The organism is Anaerocolumna xylanovorans DSM 12503, from assembly GCF_900143645.1.
GTDB lineage: Bacteria > Bacillota > Clostridia > Lachnospirales > Lachnospiraceae > Anaerocolumna > Anaerocolumna xylanovorans.
The window spans coordinates 445836-464905 of record NZ_FRFD01000003.1 but is presented as its reverse complement, the minus strand read 5'-3'; the positions used below and the strand labels follow the sequence as shown (position 1 = coordinate 464905).

Annotated in this window: 18 protein-coding genes; 3 read left to right on the top strand and 15 right to left on the bottom strand. The window is 39.8% G+C overall.

Translation table 11 applies throughout. From position 1 onward, the window contains the following. Nucleotides 1-88: 88 nt before the first annotated feature. The 3 genes from BUF11_RS02090 to BUF11_RS02080 all read right to left on the bottom strand — a co-directional run bounded on the left by BUF11_RS02090 (nt 89) and on the right by BUF11_RS02080 (nt 3715). Nucleotides 89-1552 (bottom strand): ABC transporter substrate-binding protein, encoded by a 1464-nt coding sequence (locus tag BUF11_RS02090; RefSeq protein WP_073587141.1) that lies wholly within the window; start codon nt 1550-1552, stop codon nt 89-91. Between the two features lie 61 nt (nt 1553-1613). Next, nucleotides 1614-2528, bottom strand: coding sequence for an N-acetylmuramic acid 6-phosphate etherase (gene murQ / locus BUF11_RS02085; protein WP_073587140.1), 915 nt, complete (start codon nt 2526-2528; stop codon nt 1614-1616). Between the two features lie 596 nt (nt 2529-3124). Further along, nucleotides 3125-3715 (bottom strand): hypothetical protein, encoded by a 591-nt coding sequence (locus tag BUF11_RS02080; protein ID WP_073587139.1) that lies wholly within the window; start codon nt 3713-3715, stop codon nt 3125-3127. Nucleotides 3716-3820: 105 nt separating this feature from the next. Between BUF11_RS02080 and BUF11_RS02075 the strand changes: the two genes are divergently transcribed. Continuing rightward, nucleotides 3821-4360, top strand: coding sequence for a TetR/AcrR family transcriptional regulator (locus BUF11_RS02075; protein ID WP_073587138.1), 540 nt, complete (start codon nt 3821-3823; stop codon nt 4358-4360). A gap of 99 nt (nt 4361-4459) precedes the next feature. Here the strand turns inward: BUF11_RS02075 and asnA are convergent, their stop codons facing one another. The 3 genes from asnA to BUF11_RS02060 form a co-directional block, all read right to left on the bottom strand. Beyond that, nucleotides 4460-5464, bottom strand: a complete 1005-nt coding sequence (asnA, locus tag BUF11_RS02070; RefSeq protein WP_073587137.1) for an aspartate--ammonia ligase — start codon at nt 5462-5464, stop codon at nt 4460-4462. A 137-nt stretch (nt 5465-5601) separates the two neighbouring features. Next, on the bottom strand, nt 5602-7542 hold the full coding sequence (gene baiCD / locus BUF11_RS02065) for a bile acid Fe-S flavoenzyme BaiCD (protein ID WP_073587136.1): 1941 nt from the start codon (nt 7540-7542) through the stop codon (nt 5602-5604). Between the two features lie 268 nt (nt 7543-7810). Continuing rightward, complete coding sequence (locus BUF11_RS02060) at nt 7811-8380, bottom strand: TetR/AcrR family transcriptional regulator (protein WP_073587135.1); 570 nt, start codon at nt 8378-8380, stop codon at nt 7811-7813. A gap of 348 nt (nt 8381-8728) precedes the next feature. Here BUF11_RS02060 and BUF11_RS02055 point away from each other — a divergent pair, with 348 nt between their 5' ends. Continuing rightward, nucleotides 8729-9103 (top strand): VOC family protein, encoded by a 375-nt coding sequence (locus tag BUF11_RS02055; protein ID WP_073587870.1) that lies wholly within the window; start codon nt 8729-8731, stop codon nt 9101-9103. Between the two features lie 132 nt (nt 9104-9235). Then, nucleotides 9236-10522, top strand: coding sequence for a LysM peptidoglycan-binding domain-containing protein (locus BUF11_RS02050; RefSeq protein WP_073587134.1), 1287 nt, complete (start codon nt 9236-9238; stop codon nt 10520-10522). Between the two features lie 175 nt (nt 10523-10697). Here BUF11_RS02050 and BUF11_RS02045 read toward each other — a convergent pair whose 3' ends face one another. From BUF11_RS02045 to BUF11_RS02005, 9 genes are all read right to left on the bottom strand, one after another. Then, complete coding sequence (locus BUF11_RS02045; RefSeq protein WP_073587133.1) at nt 10698-11366, bottom strand: methyl-accepting chemotaxis protein; 669 nt, start codon at nt 11364-11366, stop codon at nt 10698-10700. After that, complete coding sequence (ptsP, locus tag BUF11_RS02040) at nt 11366-13099, bottom strand: phosphoenolpyruvate--protein phosphotransferase (RefSeq protein WP_073587132.1); 1734 nt, start codon at nt 13097-13099, stop codon at nt 11366-11368. The genes BUF11_RS02045 and ptsP overlap by 1 nt, the downstream gene beginning before the upstream one ends. A 10-nt stretch (nt 13100-13109) precedes the next feature. Continuing rightward, on the bottom strand, nt 13110-13382 hold the full coding sequence (locus tag BUF11_RS02035) for an HPr family phosphocarrier protein (RefSeq protein ID WP_073587131.1): 273 nt from the start codon (nt 13380-13382) through the stop codon (nt 13110-13112). 31 nt (nt 13383-13413) lie between these two features. Further along, nucleotides 13414-14613, bottom strand: a complete 1200-nt coding sequence (locus BUF11_RS02030) for a phosphopentomutase (protein ID WP_073587130.1) — start codon at nt 14611-14613, stop codon at nt 13414-13416. Nucleotides 14614-14694: 81 nt separating this feature from the next. Further along, nucleotides 14695-15849 carry an alanine racemase gene (locus BUF11_RS02025; RefSeq protein ID WP_073587129.1) on the bottom strand — a complete coding sequence of 385 codons (1155 nt, stop codon included), beginning with the start codon at nt 15847-15849 and terminating at the stop codon, nt 14695-14697. 4 nt (nt 15850-15853) lie between these two features. Further along, the gene (locus BUF11_RS02020) at nt 15854-16756 is read right to left on the bottom strand and encodes a phosphotriesterase family protein (RefSeq protein ID WP_073587128.1); all 903 of its coding nucleotides are present in this window, start codon (nt 16754-16756) and stop codon (nt 15854-15856) included. A gap of 221 nt (nt 16757-16977) precedes the next feature. Next, nucleotides 16978-18276 (bottom strand): YhfT family protein, encoded by a 1299-nt coding sequence (locus BUF11_RS02015; RefSeq protein WP_073587127.1) that lies wholly within the window; start codon nt 18274-18276, stop codon nt 16978-16980. Between the two features lie 10 nt (nt 18277-18286). Further along, nucleotides 18287-18643 carry a DUF2620 family protein gene (locus BUF11_RS02010; RefSeq protein WP_073587126.1) on the bottom strand — a complete coding sequence of 119 codons (357 nt, stop codon included), beginning with the start codon at nt 18641-18643 and terminating at the stop codon, nt 18287-18289. A gap of 22 nt (nt 18644-18665) precedes the next feature. Next, nucleotides 18666-19025, bottom strand: coding sequence for a PRD domain-containing protein (locus BUF11_RS02005; protein ID WP_073587125.1), 360 nt, complete (start codon nt 19023-19025; stop codon nt 18666-18668). Nucleotides 19026-19070: the final 45 nt, after the last annotated feature.

The following is a 19070-nucleotide window of genomic DNA, read 5'->3' as shown; positions in this document are numbered from 1 at the left end:
CATAACCTTCTCCAAAGTTATAGTCGGATAGTTTGCAGCAGCCCTTTATATTCTGCTTTATTTTACAAAATAATTACTTTCTGAAGCCTTAGTCAACTACGACACCATCTTTTCCGAAAGCTTCGATTGCTGCTGCTTTTACGGCATCATACATTTCCTTTGGTGTGATTTCATTTGCAAGTAATGCCTGGAATTTAGGTACCATTACCTCATCCGAAATCTTCTGTGCTGCAGCACCAAGCTCCGGCGTAATATCCGTGCGTGCTTCGGAAATCTGGGATGCAAGTAATTGTGCTGCTTCTGTATTATTTTCATTCTTGCCTTCCGGCTGTTCTACATTTGCCATTGCCTGCCTTCCTGTTTCACAAACAGGGGAGATATATAAATCGTTACAGGTAACTGCGGCAATTTTTCCGCTTGCCAGATAATACATTGCTTTAGCCACATTGGATAAATGTTCGCTGGTCGGCTCTTCTTTTCCTCTGAACATTACATAACCGTCAATCGCACCAGCTGCCTGCATCTTATTTCCAAGGAAGGTAGGAACCGGAAGGATAATGTAATCAGCCTTAATACTTCCTTCTACTGCACTTCCGTCCTTTGCATCAATCTTGTCATTGTTTAATTTTGCGGAACGTTCAAATACGGATAAGCCTTTTCCTGTAATCATGGTCTGTCCTGTCAGGAACATATTCCAACGCTTTCCGGCATCAATGGAGCTAAGTTCCTTGGGCATGGAGCCGTCATCAATAAGAGTTCTCATGTCTTCCAGAAGCTTTAAGAAATTCTGGCTGGTATAAGCATATTTTAAATCCTTAGTGAAGGGATCGGGCATACCTGCATTTTTAACAAAGATATTCAGATAGTCCGCAGCGGCAACGCCGGAGCAGGCAAATACGAAACCGTAGGTCTTCACTGTATTGCCATCCTTTATTACGCCTGCCTTGATTGCTTCTCTGAATTCTTCAAAGGTCCAGCCTTCCTTTTGAACTTTCTTCCAGTCCACTCCCGCTGCTTCTAACATTTCCCTGTTACCGCCAATACCATGAACCTCGGCATAAGCAGGCATACCATACAAACCATCGCCGTTTCTATAGTAGTTTAATATATTCTGGTCAAAATCATTCAGCATATCCGACGTTGCTATATTACTGATATCCAATAATAATCCGGTATCAATGTATTTTGCAATGGTTCCTGCTCCAACGAAAGCAATATCCGGGGGTGAACCTGCCTGAACCTGTACATCAAGCTTCTGTGTAACATCTTCCCAGCTTGCTGCCTCAATTTTAAGTGTCAAATTCGGATACTGATCATGAAATCCTTTGGTCCACTCATCAAAATAATCCTGGTAGGTCGGGCTGACCGGGGGTAATAATACTGTAATCGTATCCTCTGCATCCCCTGCACTCTGGTCACCCGGTGCATTCGTAACATTCTGACCGTCTTTTGTGTTTTCTTTTGCCGTATCGTTTGCTGCATTATTCTTGCATCCAACTAATGCAGACAATGACATTACGATTACTAATAGTAATGCTAAACCCTTTTTCATACTTTTTTTCCTCCTATAATTTTATATAAATTTGCATATGCAAATATATATCCCTAAAAATTTAATCGTTTCCTTGGACTTGTTTTAATGCTTTCTTTAAGTATCCCTGGTTCGCATCCAGTGTGTCTTGTGCTTCCTTAAGTGAGTACCCGGAGAGTATCATCATAATTGCTGCTTTGGAACTGTGATTGGCTTCCTCCAGATATCTCCTGGCAGTTTCCTCATTTACACCGGTGACAGCCCGGATAATCCTGACAGCTCTCTCATTCAGCTTGATATTGGATGCCTTCAAATCAACCATCATATTGCCGTATACTTTACCAAGTTTAATCATCGTTGTGGTTGTCAGCATATTCAAAATCAGTTTTTGTGCGGTTCCGGCTTTCATCCTTGTGGAACCGATAATAACTTCCGGCCCGACAACCGCTGATATACAAATATCACATACGGCTTCCAATTTCGTATTGTGATTATTCACAATGCCGATAGTAGCTGCCGAAAGCTCTCTTGCCTGCTTTATCGCCCCCAGTACATAAGCTGCGCCCCCGCTTGCGGTAATTCCGACAACAACATCCTTCTCTGTTACCTCACATTGAATAACCTGATTCCTTCCCTCTTCTTCGCTGTCTTCACAGCCCTCTACCGCTGTTCTAAGGGCAATATCCCCTCCTGCGATATAGCCTTGAATTAATGAGGGATCCGATCCAAAGGTCGGCGGACATTCGGAAGCGTCCAATACCCCCAGCCTCCCTGAGGTTCCTGCGCCCAGATAGAACATCCGTCCTCCGTTACTAAGAGCCTTACAAATCATTTCAACAGCCTGTGCAATCTTTGGTATCTCATTTTTAACAATATTCGTTACCTGACTGTCTTCAAAGTTAATCAGCTCTAATATTTGCTCTGTACTGCACTCATCAATATCTTTCGTATTCTGATTCACCTGCTCTGTTGTTAAACTCGATAAGTATTCATTCATTATGTACCTACGCTTTCATTATGCATTTAGTAATATTGCACAATTTATTGTTTTTATTCGTTTGTTTTTTATCTTCTTTCTATATAATAATTTATCTCTATGAGAAAGTCAATAGTTTTTGTAATTTTATTTTTAATTTTTTATTATTTTTTGAAATATTATTTCATAAATAGGTATAAACCTCTTCTTTCTCCTATAAAATTACGGTATTTTTCTCGATTCAGCAGGATTTATCTATAAGATATAAGCAAGGTTAATTTCCATAAACCTCCTGTATTTCCACTGCTTATATATTACATATTTGTTACAAAAGTGTTACAATTTATTTGTTCCTAAGAGACAGCAACTTATAAGGAGGATATCAAATATGTGTTTCAACTTCAGTTCATGTCACTTCAGTTCTTGCCACTTTAGCGAATTATGCAGACAACTATTAAAATATTGCAGTTTCGGTTCTTGTTACTAATCATAGAATATATTTATAGAGGTAAGCTGTACCCCGTAAGTTAAACTTACGGGGTACAGCTTACCTCTTTTTTAATTGGGTATAAAAACTGCCAACTGATTTTGATCTGAAATCAAAAAATGATACACTTTCAAATAAACCATACACCAAACAACGACAGGTCTACTGAAAGTATACAGATTCCTGCACCTATAAAAAACTCTTTAAGGGAATGCCGTTTTAACTCCAATGATGACCATAAAATTGCAGTGAACGCTATCCCGCATGGAAATATAAGAGGCCATCCCCAGAAATATATGAAAAATATAAGCGGCGACGTACAACTGGCTGCATGTCCGCTTGCTTTAATTTTAAATATCTTATTGAACAGGGTTAGTATAACAACTGTTAAAAAGTAGGTAAGAGATATAGCCGTCATATCAGAAGAGACTTTAAAGACAGCTCCATAAATCAATAATGCGGTATATCCTATCAGACTGAATACAAAGGCAAAATTCCGCTGCCTTTCTCTTTTATTTTCCTTATTCCTTATGAAAATTTCGCTCGCCGGATATGCTAAAATTGGGAATACAACCAGTGCCGCAATAGAAAAAACGAAATCCTGCTGTCTGTTATATATCTCATTTTTAAAAAAGAAGGCTACCAGCAGGAGACTTAAGGCCATTATTGGCGGAACGGATATTATCCGTATAATCTTTGCTGCTTTTTCTTTGGAATTCATGATATCTCCTTTACTTCTGTATATTCCTTGTGTTACATTTTGTTTTATAATAATTATAACACAATAACAGCAAGTCTTTGCGGTACAAAACAGGGGGTTTTGTTCATGAATAAGCATAAGGAAGAACATCAGATTGTGTGTCAGAGTACTATAGAAGCCCTATTTTCCTTAATGGAAAAGAAGGCATTTTCAGAAATATCTGTTACCGAGTTAATACAGAAAGCCGGCATTGCCAGGACGACCTATTATCGTAATTTCACTTCAAAAGAAGCAGTGATATCCACATATATTGATGACATACTGCGTAATTTTAATGCAGAATATCCCGTGAGGAATTTTAAGGACAGATACCAAAACGAACATATCCTTCATATTCTTGATTATGTTCTTAGATATGAAAATCATTTAAAGATTTTATATAAATCAGGATTATCCGCCATTTATCTGGACAGGATAAATAGATATTTTATTGAAAGCTACCGCGAGCAAAAATTGTCTGAAAGGGAAATATTCGATATCTATGCATACACCGGATCAGAGTTTAATGTCATATTCAATTGGCTGATGGGTGACAGTAAATTAAACAAAAATGAAATTGCTGAATTAATAAAAAGGAGTATAAATTGGGCAGATGAGAAGACTTAAAAGCACTGTAATATAGTTTGACAGTCATCAAGGGCAGATCCGGTTTCTTTTGGTCTCTGCCCTTGCTTGTATCATATAATGATTTTTATATCTTATTGTTTATAATATTACGACACCTTTTTCAGCCATATATTCTAACATGTCATCTTCCCATATGGAAGCTTGGACTTCGCCAATATGTACCTTGTCCATGAAGTACATACAAATTCTTGACTGTCCGATTCCTCCGCCTATTGTAAATGGCAGCTGATCTTTTAAAACATCCTGGTGATACGGCAGCTCTCTTCTGTCGTTTGCATTTGCTTCCTCCAGCTGCCTGTCCATCGCTTCGGCATCCACCCTTATGCCCATTGAGGATACTTCAAACGCTATGTCTAACAGCTTGTGATATAAAATCAAATCACCATTTAAGTTCCAATCGTCATAGTCCGGTGCACGCCCGTCATGTCTTTCACCATTCATCAGCTTATCACCTATTTGCATTATAAATATTGCTCCCTTTTCTCTTACAAGAGCTGCTTCTCTGTCTTTGGCTGATAATTCAGGATACATATCCGCAAGTTCCTGACTTGTAATAAATGTAACTTCCTTGGGCAGCTTAGCCTCAAACAGAGCAAACCTGCTGCCGACAAATTGTTCTGTTTCTAAAAACACCTCATAAATTTTATTCACCGTATTTTTTAGAGTATCAATGGTTCTTTCATCCCTTAAAATTACTTTTTCCCAATCCCATTGATCTACATAGATAGAATGAATATTATCCAGTGTCTCATCACATCTGATTGCATTCATATCGGTATATAAGCCTTCACCAACACCAAACTGATATCTTTTCAGTGCCATCCTCTTCCATTTCGCAAGTGACTGGACTACTTCACATTTCCTATTCTGGGTACCGATTCCGGTAAAAGAGACCGGCCGCTCAACACCATTCAGATTGTCATTTAATCCAGTTTCGGGCAGTACAAATAATGGGGCAGAAACTCTGGTCAGGTTTAATTTTTTTGCTAAGCTGTTTTCAAAGAAGTCTTTAATCAGCTTGATAGCTGTTTCGGTTTCTCTTAACGTCGTCTTGCTTGAATATCCCTCTGGTATGTAGTGCATGAAAATACCTCCGCCTTTTCATAACTTTTTAATTGTATATTTATGTATTATTATAGGCATAATTATAGATATTTCAACCAAAACTTAACTTTTTAATAATTTAAATTGAAAAAGTGTCCTTTATGCTCTTTTCCCATTTATGAGATTCTTCTGATAACCTCATTGGCTTCGGCTACCGCATTCAAGGCTCTTCTTGCACGCAGGGCATCCCCGATAATATGAACAGGAATTCCCTCTTTGCTGCAATATTCACGGATATCGGCAAATCCTCTTGACTTTGCACCGACTGCGGACACTACATAATCACAGGGAATCTCTTCGATGTTACCCATTCTGTCCACTACTACGGCATTTTCTTTAATTTCAATGCATTTGGCATTGGTTATTGTCTTAACCCCTGCCGCATAGAGGCTCTCCATTACACAGATACTACGCAGATCTCCTAAATCCTTTGCCAACTTATCAAGCATCTCCACTATGGTAACATTATCGGTATTTTTATGAATATATTCGGCAACCTCTAATCCAACAAGCCCTCCTCCGATAACAACTGCCTTGCCAGATATTTTTTGCTTTCCGGCAAGCACATCATGGGAATTGGTTACGTGGGGTAAATTAGCACCAGAAATTTGCAGCTTAATCGGCATGGAACCGATGGCAATTATTACTTCGTCCGGCTTGATCTCGCCAATGAGCTCCGGTGTAACCAGTGTATTTAATCTGATATCAATACCTTCTCTAACCGCCTGGGCTCCCATCGCCAGAGCCGCCTCCTTCATCTCTGCTTTTCTTGGAGCCTCACCGGCAAGGGCAAACTGACCGCCAAGTGAAGAAGATGCTTCACAAAGCACAGGTACATGTCCTCTCTTCTTTAACTGCATCGCTGCTTCCAGTCCTGCAACTCCTCCACCTGCAACTAAGACTTTCTTGGGAGTAGCCGTCATAACAACCCTGTATTCCTCTTCTCTGCCCAGAGCAGGATTTCGAAGACAGGTGATAAAAGGCATTTCAGTGGAGACAAAACCGTCATAACAACCCTGGTTGCAGCCAATGCAACGGACGATACTGTATTCCTTTCCAGCCATAGCCTTGTTACAAAACTCCGGGTCTGCAAGCTGGGCACGTCCGATTACCACCATATCCGCCTTTTCCTCTGTGAGAATATCTTCTGCCTGATGAGGGTCATTAATTCTTCCCACGGCAATGGTTAACATTCCGGTTTCTCTTCTGATTCTGGCGGCATTTTCTACGTTAAACCCTCTTGGCAGGTCAATGGGCGGTACTTCATATTTAATGGCCGCACTGGAGAAATTCCCTCTGGACACGTCCAGTACATCTACTCCCGCCATTCCTGCCATTTTACAGAACTCGATAATCTCCTCGATAGTAAGACCGCCCTCCAGATAATCGTCATGGGCATCAATCCGCATAAACAGGGGCATATCTTCCGGTATATTCTTTCGGATGGCTTCGATACATTCGATTAAGAATCTGGCACGGTTTTTAAGTTCACCGCCGTATTCATCCGTCCTTCTGTTAAAATAGGGACTTAAGAAGGAATGGGGTGTATAATTATGGCCTGCATGAAATTCTATTACATCAAAACCGGCTTCCACCGCTCTTCTAGCTGCCTCTCCAAAAGCCTCCACGGCTTCCTTTATGGTATCAAGACTTGCCTCCGGCAGTGTATATTCCGTTCCAGGTACCGGCATAGGGCTTGGAATAATAATCATTTGAGTTTGGTCGCTTCCTACAGCAAGTCCGCCCAACCACAGCTGAACGCCTGCCTTGCCTCCGTTTTCATGAATGGCATCGGTCAGTTCCTTTAGCCCCGGTATGTATTTATCTTCACTGATAGCCAGGAATTTCTTCGGGGCAGCCTTACTGTATACGGAGCAAACTTCTGTAAAATTTAATCCACAGCCGCCTTTTACTCTTTCCGCTTGATAATCTATTAACTGCTTTGTGACGAATTTATCCTCTGTTGCCATCTTTGTTCCCATGGCAGGAAACACAATTCTGTTTTTTAATTCCAGTCCTCTTATTTTTATGGGATTGAACAAATACTTATAGCTCATAACCATCCTCCTGCATTTTGCACTCTTCTGCTGCTGTCACTGCTAAGTTTCTGTTAAAGGTTTCACTGCTGCCTGGTATAAAAACAATCTTCTGTACTGCATAAATAAGGGATTTGAAAAGTATATCGTATTTTTCGAACTAGCTTTATTATAATATAAGGCATTATTTTAATCAATCCGTTTCAAACATATTGTTTTAATTTTAACATAGTGTTTCAACGGATAATTGACAAAAAGACTACCTTTACTAAAGACAGTCTTTTTGTATCTACTGCCTTAACATTGCCAAAAGCAGCTTAATATAAGCCATTCTGTTTTTCCTATCATTAAGTACTGCGCTGTATTTCATAAAAGGATTATCTTCAACCGGATAGTTTATTGCCGACCAGAATATGATATGTTTGCAGGATATGTCTTTAGCTCCTTTTAAGAGGCTGTCCAGGATGTGATTTAATCCTTCCGTCATCTCCTCGGATACCTTCAGAACTTTAACAGAGATTTCATCGTCTTTTTCCCTGGCATCCCTTAGCAATACATCAATTCCGGGATACCGGATAATATACTCCATAATCTCATTGGCTGCATACAAAAACTTTTCTTCCGGCCCCAGCTCCCCGTTCTCTAAAATAGCTGTTATGGATAAAGTATTGGCTACATAAAGCTCCTTCGCCTGTCTTAACATCTCTTCTTTTGTCCGGAAATAGTAATTTATCGCACTTACATTTACCCCTGCTTCTTTTGAAATAGCTCTTATGGATATATTTAAGGAACGGTTTTTCCCAATCAGATACAAGGCTCTGTCTAAAATTTTCTCTTCCACACTTTTTAACTCTCGCAATTTATACCTCTTTATAAATCTGTCGTATTCAACCAGTTTATTAATCAAACACGAGCTTTTACTAAACTATAGCATAACTCCCAAAAATGATAAAGATATTTTTAAATACCCAAATATTTTAGTTTGCCATTACATCGTGGACGCTGCATTAGCCCAATTACTGCCTAACCTCGTTTACTGATAAATCCAACATCAAGTACAAAAGAATCCGGTAATATCTCCACCATTCCGGGACCAGACATCAGCATAACAAATCGTTAGTGGAAGTACAGCAAGAAATGTGGTATGATTTTCCTGATAAAAGCTGATACGAAGCGAATTTATATTAAAGGAGTGGAGGAATTTATTATGATTCAAAACATTACCATCGGCGACTTAACGATTGACTGCACTAACGCTAACCGCACCCGCGAGTTTTACGCCAAGCTCACAGGATGGGAAAAGATAATTGCCTTTGATTGCTTGGCTCTTAAAGCCTATAATGGTATGATACTTCTGTTTGCAGAACCAGATGATATACCGTATGTCCCACCCGTTTGGCCAGAAGAACCCGGCAAGCAGCAAAAGCAAATGCACTTCAACTTTCAAGTGGACGATTTACCCTCAGCCGTGGAGGAGGCAATCCGCCTCGGTGCCTCCAAATCCGCCGTACAATTTGGCGATGCTCATTACGTGACGATGCTCGACCCCGAGGGGCACCCCTTCTGCCTATGCAGAAAATGACTGCCCTCTCTATTAAATTCGGATACCCTTCGCAGTTTTTCAGAGCGGAAATAGAATATGCTCCAACGCAAAGACATTTTCCCTGAAAGATAACATATATTTTTAATATAAATTGAAATAAGGTATCTGTACATGATTATACATGTTGTTCAACCCGGAGAAACAATTACATCTATTGCAGATCTTTACAACCTTCCTGTAAATAGGCTGATAGTAGAAAATGGTATATTAAATCCCACTAATCTGGTCGTTGGCCAAACTATTGTAATTGTCTACCCTTTAATAAATCATACCATACAGGAAGGAGATACCTTAGAAAATATTGCAGAAATGTATCATGTACCATTGATGCAGATTTTAAGAAATAATCCCTATTTGTCAAACAGAGAGTATATATATCCTGGTGAAACTATTACAATAAGCTATGATACAGATAAAATCGGCACAATGTCAATAGGCGGATACGTTTATTCCTATGTAGATAAAGACGTATTAAGAAAAACATTACCTTTCCTAACATTTCTGACAGTGTTTGATTATCGGGTTAATGAAAACGGCGATATTAATGATCTTGACGATCAGGAAATTGTAAATATGGCAAAAGAATATGGTGTATTTCCTATGATGCTAGTATCTACTTTATCCGAACGGGGAGTTGGAAGTAAGGAGGCAGCTTATGCTATTCTGAATAATCCGGATACACAGGACCGTATGATCGATAATATTATAGCTAATATTAAAGCAAAGGGGTATTATGGCCTGAATCAATATTTTCAATTTATAGTTTCTGAAACCCAAAACCAAGCTGAAAATTTTATTATAAAAATGAGTACACGATTAAGAAGCGAAGGATTACGATATACAATTACCGTAACGCCGAGAATAAATATTGAAGGCACTGAAATAACTTATGAAGCCATTGATTACTCGATCATATCACAGTACGTCGATGCAATACTGTTTTTATCTTATGATTGGGGATACTCTTTGGGCCCACCGGCTTCTGCAACTCCGATTAATATCGTAAGTGAAGAGATCGACCAGCTTATAAAGATAGTACCCTCTAATAAATTTGTGCTTGGACTTCCTGTAATCGGTTATGATTGGGAGCTCCCATATGTCCCCGGATATACCGTGGCAAATTCAATCACATTCGACACAGCTATTCAAATAGCCTCTGACAACGGAGTCCCAATACAGTTTAATGAGATAGCCGCATCACCCTACTATTTTTATTATAGTATGGAGGGAGCGCTTCATAATGTATGGTTTAAGGATGCCAGGAGCATAGAGAGAATCACCAGATTAATACCGGAATATGGGCTGCAAGGGACATCAATATGGAACAATATGTTCTTTTTCACCCAAATGTGGTTTGTAATAAATAATCTATATAATATAGTAAAGTTCCTAAACTAATACATTGTCTGTTGCATGCCAAATAACGGTAATTAGTAGGTGCGCTTCTTCTTATATTATTTCCGAAAAAGGAATGAGAAAAATGTATGGAGGTGTTGCAAAACTAATTTACAACACCCCCTCCTTTTATATATAGCTATATGCTGATAATTTGTACTTGTGTCTCTAAGTAAGTCTAACCGTTACTATCCCTGTTATCAATAATGAATCGTGCAGCAGAAAATACATCTTCCATGGATGCCGATACATTCATGATTTTATTGGATACATCTTCAATATTTAAGAATATTCCGTTAAAGGTTTTCCCTGCATCTGCAATGACGGATTCGCCTAACTCCACATCCTGGTTCACGTTCCGTATGATTTCTTCCGTTTGGTTAATTTCCAGTTCTATTGCATTGATTAAAGCTCCGATATCTTTTGCAGCGCCGGAAGATTGTTCTGCCAATCTTCTGACTTCATTCGCCACTACAGTAAATCCTTTGCCCTGTTCCCCTGCCCTGGCGGCTTCGATTGATGCATTTAAAGATAACAAATTGGTCATCTTTGAAATTCTGGTAATCATCTCTACAATATTTTTTATTTCCTCGGATTTTGACGCTAATTTATTAATTGCCTCTACTACGGAATTAAAATTTTTGCGAATCGTGGTCATCTGGTTAATTCCCGTATTTATAACCTGTATTCCCTCTTCCGCTTTCGTAGAAGCGTCAACAAAGGATTCTACTACTTCCTGAAGATTCGTATCAACTTCTTCGATTCCTGAATAAATCCGTTCTGTTAATTTCTTATAATCTGATCTATCCAGTAAAAACGTATCCATTTCTAAGCTTGACTGGTCCATCAAGGTATCCTCCGATTACTTACCGGTTTATTTGTATTTTTCAAAGCGTCTTCGATTTCTCTGGCTGTGCTCATTGTAAATATCTTTTCCGCCAGTTTCTCACAATCCATTTTTGACAAACTTTGTATTTTCTCCCTTATCTGCAGGATAGAAACCGGTGACATACTAAGTTCCTTTACGCCAATACCGACCCACAGCGGAATCAGAGCCTTTTCTGCCGCGGCTTCGCCGCAGATTCCAGCCCATATACCATTTTCGCGGGCACAGTCAGTAATCCTTTTGATAAAGCGAAGTACGGCCGGATCATAAGGGGAATACAAATGTGAGACCTTACCATTCATCCGGTCAACCGCCATAGTATATTGAATCAGGTCATTGGTTCCGATACTGAAAAAATCCACTTCCTTCGCAAAAACATCTGCCATTAGAGCTGCTGCCGGAGTTTCCATCATCATCCCCACCGGTATACTTTCATTAAATGCTATTTTTTCGTTTCTTAACTCATCCTTTACTTCTTCAATAAGGCATTTTGCCTGTCTAAGCTCGTCCAGGGATACGATCATAGGGAACATAATATGTATGTTACCGTAAGCACTTGCCCGAAGGAGTGCTCTAATCTGTACTTTCCAAAAGGCAATCCTGTCCAGGCAAAGACGGATAGCACGATAACCTAAAAAGGGATTCTCTTCTTTGGGAATGTTAAGATAATCCACTTCCTTGTCCCCTCCGATATCCAAAGTCCGGATAATGACAGGATTGCCTTGCATCTTTTCTGATGTTTCTTTATATGCAATGAATTGTTCCTCTTCCGTTGGTGCCTCCGTACGGTTCATATACAGAAATTCCGTCCTGAAAAGGCCGATACTATGACCGTCCTGCTGCAAAACACGATCCACATCTTTCGAGGCTCCGATATTTCCCGCTAAAACAATTTCATATCCATCGCCTGTAATCGATTTCGTACCCTTTAATTTTTCCAGCTGCCGTTTCTTTTCTATGAAAGCTTCCTGCTTTTTTTGATACTGAAAGAGTATTTCGCTGTCCAATTCCAATTCAATACATCCGGTCTCACCGTCAAAAGCCAGCAGCTGCCCGTTTGCTGTCAAAGAAGTAATCTGCGGATGCACCACAAAGGGTATTCCTAACATTCTGGCAATGATTGCAGCATGGGAAGTTGGCCCGCCGTTTTCATTTAAAATACCTAATACAAGTTCTGTATTCATCTGTGCTGTGTCAGAAGGTGCCAGGTCGTTGGCTGCAATAATGGCAGGTTCTGCTAACCTTAAGGTCCCATCGCTTTCATCACCCTTTAGGATCCGAATAACCCTGTTGCTTATATCTTTCATATCCATAGCTCTTTCCCGCATATATTCATCATCCATGGATTCAAAAATTTCAACCAATTCGTCCCTTATGTTTTTTACTGCCCATTCTGCATTACATTTCTGCTCCTCAATTACTCCCGCAACACGATTAATAAATTCAAAATCCTTCAGCATTTCCATATGAGCTGAAAATATGGAAGCTTCCTGTTCTCCTTTTGTATGAAGCATATCGGAACAGATTTCATTAAGCTGCCTGATTGCCTTCACTCTTGCGGTCTGGAATCTTTCCTTTTCACTCTCCTGGTCTTTCACTTTAACTAAGCTGATTTTCTCGGAGATTGTTTTCTTTAAGAATACTTTTCCGACTGCTATCCCGGAGGAAACAGGTAATCCCTTTATGGTATTCATGAGCTGTCTCCTATTCCCCGCATCCGTTCCTGACAAAATCTTCAATGGCTTTGATTGCTTCTTTTTCATCTTTGCCCTTAGCTTCAAAAGTAAGTTTATCCCCTTGCACAGCGCCTAAAGCCATAATTGATAAAATACTTTTCGGCTGATGTCTTTTATTGTCATTTCCATTTTTATAAACTTCAATATCACATTCAAAGCCCTTTACTAACTTTGTAAGAAGGCTTGCCGGCCTTGCATGCAATCCAACAGCGTTTACTACGGTTACAGTTACTTTTTCCATTAAAGTCTCTCCCTTACTACTAAAATGTGATTTATATTATAATGGCATTACCAAACACAGGAGCTTCACACTCAAAAAAGCTGCATACGGTAGCACCGACATTTGCCAGAGTATCCTGCTGCATAATCTTTCCTCTTCTGGTTAAGGGCTGTCCATAGATTAATAAGGGGACATACTCCCTTGTATGTTTTGAATGTCCAATCATCGGATCATTTCCATGGTCCGCAATTACCATAAGTACATCTTCTTCTGTCATTTTATGAATAATTTTACCGATATACTCATCAGCAATATTCAGTACGGAGGCATACCGGTTCACATCCTGGGCATGACCGCTTAAATCTGTTTCCTGCACATTGGCGCAGATAAAACCTGTTTTATCCATTAATTCCAATACTTTTTCAAGTACATTTGCCGTCGGTACCATGGAAAATGTATTCTCTTCCTTATTTTCAATAATATCTGCCACTTTTCCAATCAGATAGGTATCAATTCCTTTTTTGCTCAAAAGATGGGGAACCTGTTCCTGTGCATCAATGCCGAACCCTAAGTGGATACAATGGTAGTCATTATCGTACACTCCGCTTTTAGGAGCATTAATACCCACGTACTCTCCCTTATATTCCTTAGCCTCCAGTATTCTTTCAATATTGATTCCTCTTCCTGCAAATGCAATTACTCTTGGTACCTTTACGGCACTTCTTACAATCCTCCCCGCTTTAACAACATCCTCAAATGGAATATGGTCAAGACTTGCCGTAACATTAAAGGCAGAGCCTAAATCGCACTCTATGTTATCTGCCACGGTTAAAATTTTGTTAACCAGAAGTATCTGTTCCTTGTCTTCCCCTATCTTTTCTACCTGATAGCCGGATTCCATAAGCGCTTTATAAACACTTTCTATGGTATCATTGAATCTTTGAGGTATAGGCTTATTTGGCTTGCTTCCCATAATTTCATGGTGTCCAAAAAAGGTGTCTGCTCCATAATGGGCAAACCTGATTCTGGAAAAGGCCGAATAATCCCAATTACTATAATCCTTCTCTTCCCCGTAAGCCAATGCTTCCAGCAAACCCAATCTGGTTAGATTCGGAATTTTCAAATCCTTTCCATGATTAAGAATACTCTTTAATGTATTGGCGCCTCTATCCTGAGGCCTTACCTTGGCTACATCTTCTGTTTCGCCGATTCCAAGTCCATCCAGTACAATTACAATACAGCGTTTATTCATTTTAATAGCCCTGCCTTTCCTGAATATCAAATCATTAATTTGGTATTCCTGAATACGTAGTCGAAAAATTTATTTTTCGATCTAACCTAAAAGCTTTCCCTGGGAATCATATCTTCCTATAATTTTTGGTGCATGTTCCCTAAGTCCTTCTACTAGTATCACCTGACTTCTGGTGTCAAAAATCTGGGTACGAAAACACATAATGACCGTACTGGATACTCTTCCCTCATATTCTAATGAAAAATAATAATCAATATTTTCGGAACATGGCATATTTACATCAACCAGTTCCTGTATATCTTCTTTGCAAACCAGTGCTTTCTTTGCCTTCCCTCTGGAATATAATCCGCCTCCATAACAGTAGCTTTTCCCCTCATAATTATGGGAAATTTCCGTAAGGTACAGTATGGCTGGTATCTCTTCCGCACTTCCGTCAAAATTATTGGGGGTAGTTCCTGCCAGTGCATTCCCAGGTTCCGCCTGGGTTCCTTTCCTCTCATGAATAGTCTTCATCAGAGACTTCTGACTGCAGGAGGGAAGATTTCTTTCTATCTTTCGTTTAAAGTGTTCCTCCAGATACCTGGCAGCTGTTTCTAATACTTCACAGTTATGCAGTATCTCTATGCTCTGGGATTCTTCCTGGTATAAAAATGCCGGAAATGCCGTCACCCCGGCTATTTCAACAGAACTTAGCCCTGACAGTTCTTTTGTGATAGTTTCTATTTCACCGATTTGAAAGCCGCTTTCCTGTGAAGGATAAATCATGCAGGCTTCATCCACAAACTTCAGTAATATTTTCTGTTTTTTTCCGCTTTCTTTTAAAATCTCATTGATTTCCTGTGCCTTTTCCAGGGAATAAACCGTTATATATTCAATTCCGTATTCCAGGAACTCCTTCAAAAGCATCCTTGGAATCTGCACCAGATGACCTGCATGGCAAATGGGTATTCCATGTTCCATCATAATCTGTGCTTCCCTGAAATCAACTGCCACAGCCCCCTTATATCCAAGCTCCACTAATCTTTTTGCGATATACGGGTTCCTTCCAATCTGCTTTAACATGAAGAATAACTCTATTCCGTATTGATCTGCCTCTTTCTTTATAATTGCTGCATTATACAAAATGGTATCTATATCTAGAATATAGGAATCCGGCTGTATTTCCCCTTTTTTATGGGAGCTGTCCGCAAATGCAATTAACTCACGGTTTCTTTTGGTTAACGTTTCTAAGAACAATTTCTCACCCCATTTCCAATATTCTTTTAGGGTTATCTATCAGCATTTTCTTTATCTCGGAATCACTTACCCCTTTTTTTAACAAAAGAGGAAGGAAGCTTTCCATGACCATACAGTAACCAGAACCGCCGTTTTCTTTCAGATAAGACTTCCTGGATACATCCTGGGAAAGTAAAATCTTGTCCTCATAGCCTTTATCCAATAAATCACAGATGCATTCTGCCCTCTTTTCATCGGATAAATATGCCTGCTTGCCAATGGTATCAAAGGCTATATTGGCACCTGCCTTAAGTAAGGAAAGCTGATAAGAAGCCGAACCTGTCAAATCGGTATGACCCAATATAATGTTATTACTGTCCATGCCTGTTTTAAGTAAAATATCCAACTGTTCTTTCCCCAGAAGTCCCATATCGCAATGGGTAGTTACCGCCGCACCTGTCCTTCGGGAAGCCCTTCCGGAAGCAGTCAGCACCTTTTCTTCATTTTTATCTATTTCCTTTTTACTGCATCCAATTTCGCCTATAATTCCGGCCTTTATCCCGGTACTATCGATTCCGTCACTTAATTCCCTGATAAATAATTCTTCCAGTTCCTCGGTTTTTGCATTTATCACAAAGTCCGTGTGGTATTCTTTCAGATAAAACCCTGTGGAACAAATAATATTCATTCCCGTCCTTGCTCCGATATCCTGAAGCTTTTTAACATCCCTGCCCATATCATTGCAGGTGACCTCAAGGATTGTCTCAACTCCAAGTTCTTTCGCCTTAAAAAGCTCACGAACCGCCAAATCCGTGTCTGCTATATAGGAATCTTCATCCTGGCGGACTCTTCTTAAATCTATTATTAAATGCTCATGACACATTGTAATTCCCAGTTCAGTCACATTTCCATTTACCGTTTCTATCATTCTAACTCCTTTTGTGAATATCAAATCTTTGATTTGATATTGCTGAATACGTAGTTGAAAAATTTATTTTTCAACCTAACCCCCGTAGTCATGCATATCGCAGGCCTGCCTGCGATACTGCCTGGATAAAAAGTGAACATTGCTTTTTAATTTTTACACTACTCTTCATTTCATATTTCTATGGGGCAATTACTTGTATTGCCCCATAGATTATCGGAAGATTACATCCGAAACAGGCCAACTATGTACAGCACATTTAAGATGATTCCTGTTGCGATTGCAGCTACCGGACCAATTGCCATCTTCATGATTCTTCTTCCTGTTAATTCATTAATAAAGTAAATCATAGCTCCGATAAAGAAACCTGTGTATCCGCCCATCTTAACAGTTGCATTGATGGCACCGATTAATAATGCAAACTCCATTACCGTAGTCATGGCAGAACGGATGTTGTCAGAGGATGCCCTGATGGAAGGGAATTTGCCCAATACTTTACCGATTACTCCTAATAAAGATACTTCCAGGAAAATCACTATTGCTCCGCCTATTGCCGCAAAAACCGGATTTGGCATCAAATACCCCACCGGATAAATGAATGTAAGACCTGCAACACCATATACACCCGTTGTAATAGCCGTTGTTGCTATCAGCGGAATAAAGCCCAGCCCGCGCATAAACTCTGCGATAGAAGCCTGCTGTGTCAAAGCATTGACAACGGCCGGATCTGTTGCCTTGTGAGCTTTTGCAAGGGTATAGATAGAAACATCGGAACCTGCAAAAACACCCACATTACAGGCTACTGCAATTAAAGCTCCGCCAATCATAAGCCATATCACATTCTTCTTAATCCTGGCTGTTCTTTCTGAAAATACATTGGCTTCATCATCACTGGTTTTAGCAGAATTCTTCTTATCATTAAGAATAGCGAAAACAATTAATAATACCACTCCTACAAAGACCTGGATGGATTCCGGATATACCGTTGTAAAGCTGGCAACCAACTGCCTGATGATTAATGTGATTGCCGTAGCCGTCACACCCTTTTTAGCTCCGAACTGGGTAAAGATAGCTACCAGCGGGAAAAGTGCAAAAGCAGAGACAATCGGATCACTTAATGCTCCCATGGAACCGATTAAGTCTACCGGCAGTCCTGTAAGCGCTGCATTAATTACTCCTAAAGATGTAATGGTGAGGGCTCCCCAGACGCCTCCAAGAATGGGTGCCAGCCATTTCTTTGTTGCAATAACTCCCAGAATATCCGTTGTTAAAAACAACAGCCAGGGATTTAAGATACCCGTTGGCAAGGTGTGTGCAATACCAACAGAAGCAATAAAACCAACACTAAGTCCAAAGGCAATGGAACTAAGTTCACTTCGCTTCATTCGCCCTTCAATGAATTCCGGTATTACCGGGCGTAATCCATCATGAAAAACTGCCATACCCATGTGTGATAAAAATGCTGTAAATGCGCATAATGCCGTAACTAATATTACATTAAATACCGTTAATTCTCCCAACATAATCTTCCTCCTACTGTGCGTTAATCAGTGCTTCCACTAAAACAGGCACTGCCTTTTCAATGGAATCGTGTGCCATACCAAATACAATTTTCCCATCTTTAATAAACTTCTGAATGACTTCCGGGTTTACCTGTCCGCCATTTTTTGCTACCGTACAGCATTTTCCATAACCTATCATTCCGATTAGTATAGAAATTGCAGCACCCCCGCCGCTTTCGCAGGCCCCAAAGTAATAATCCACCTCCCCGCTCTCTAGCATAGGAACGGCTCCGATATCTGTTGTAATAACAGTCTCGATGGTTGAATCCGCTCTCTTAATGGCAGCCTCCATTTCCGGCTTCTTCATTCCTCCAATTGCTACTCTCATTTCCTTCCTCCTTATATATTGATTAGTTAGTATTGGCTAAAAGATTACATATATGAACTAAGAAATACTCCATTTCCTTTTTGGATAAATTATTTTTTATGCCGGATACAATAGAAACAAGAATCTGCCCTGCTTTTGCATACTCCGGTACTTGTTTTATTTCTTCCACGATACCGGCATCCATGGCATCAATTTCTTCTCCCGTTACATTCCTGTGAAAGGCCGATGACATGTGGGTAATCATAATGCCCGCATTCTTTTCTGTTAATTCTATCCCATACTCCTCTTTAAACAGCTTTATAATGGTAAGAATATCTTCAAAAGCAGTTTCATCCATCATGCCGTATTCCTGCAATAGCCTTATACGCTCCATTAACTCCATAAAAATTCCTCCCTGATTTTACCTTTTATACAATGTACAGTTTAT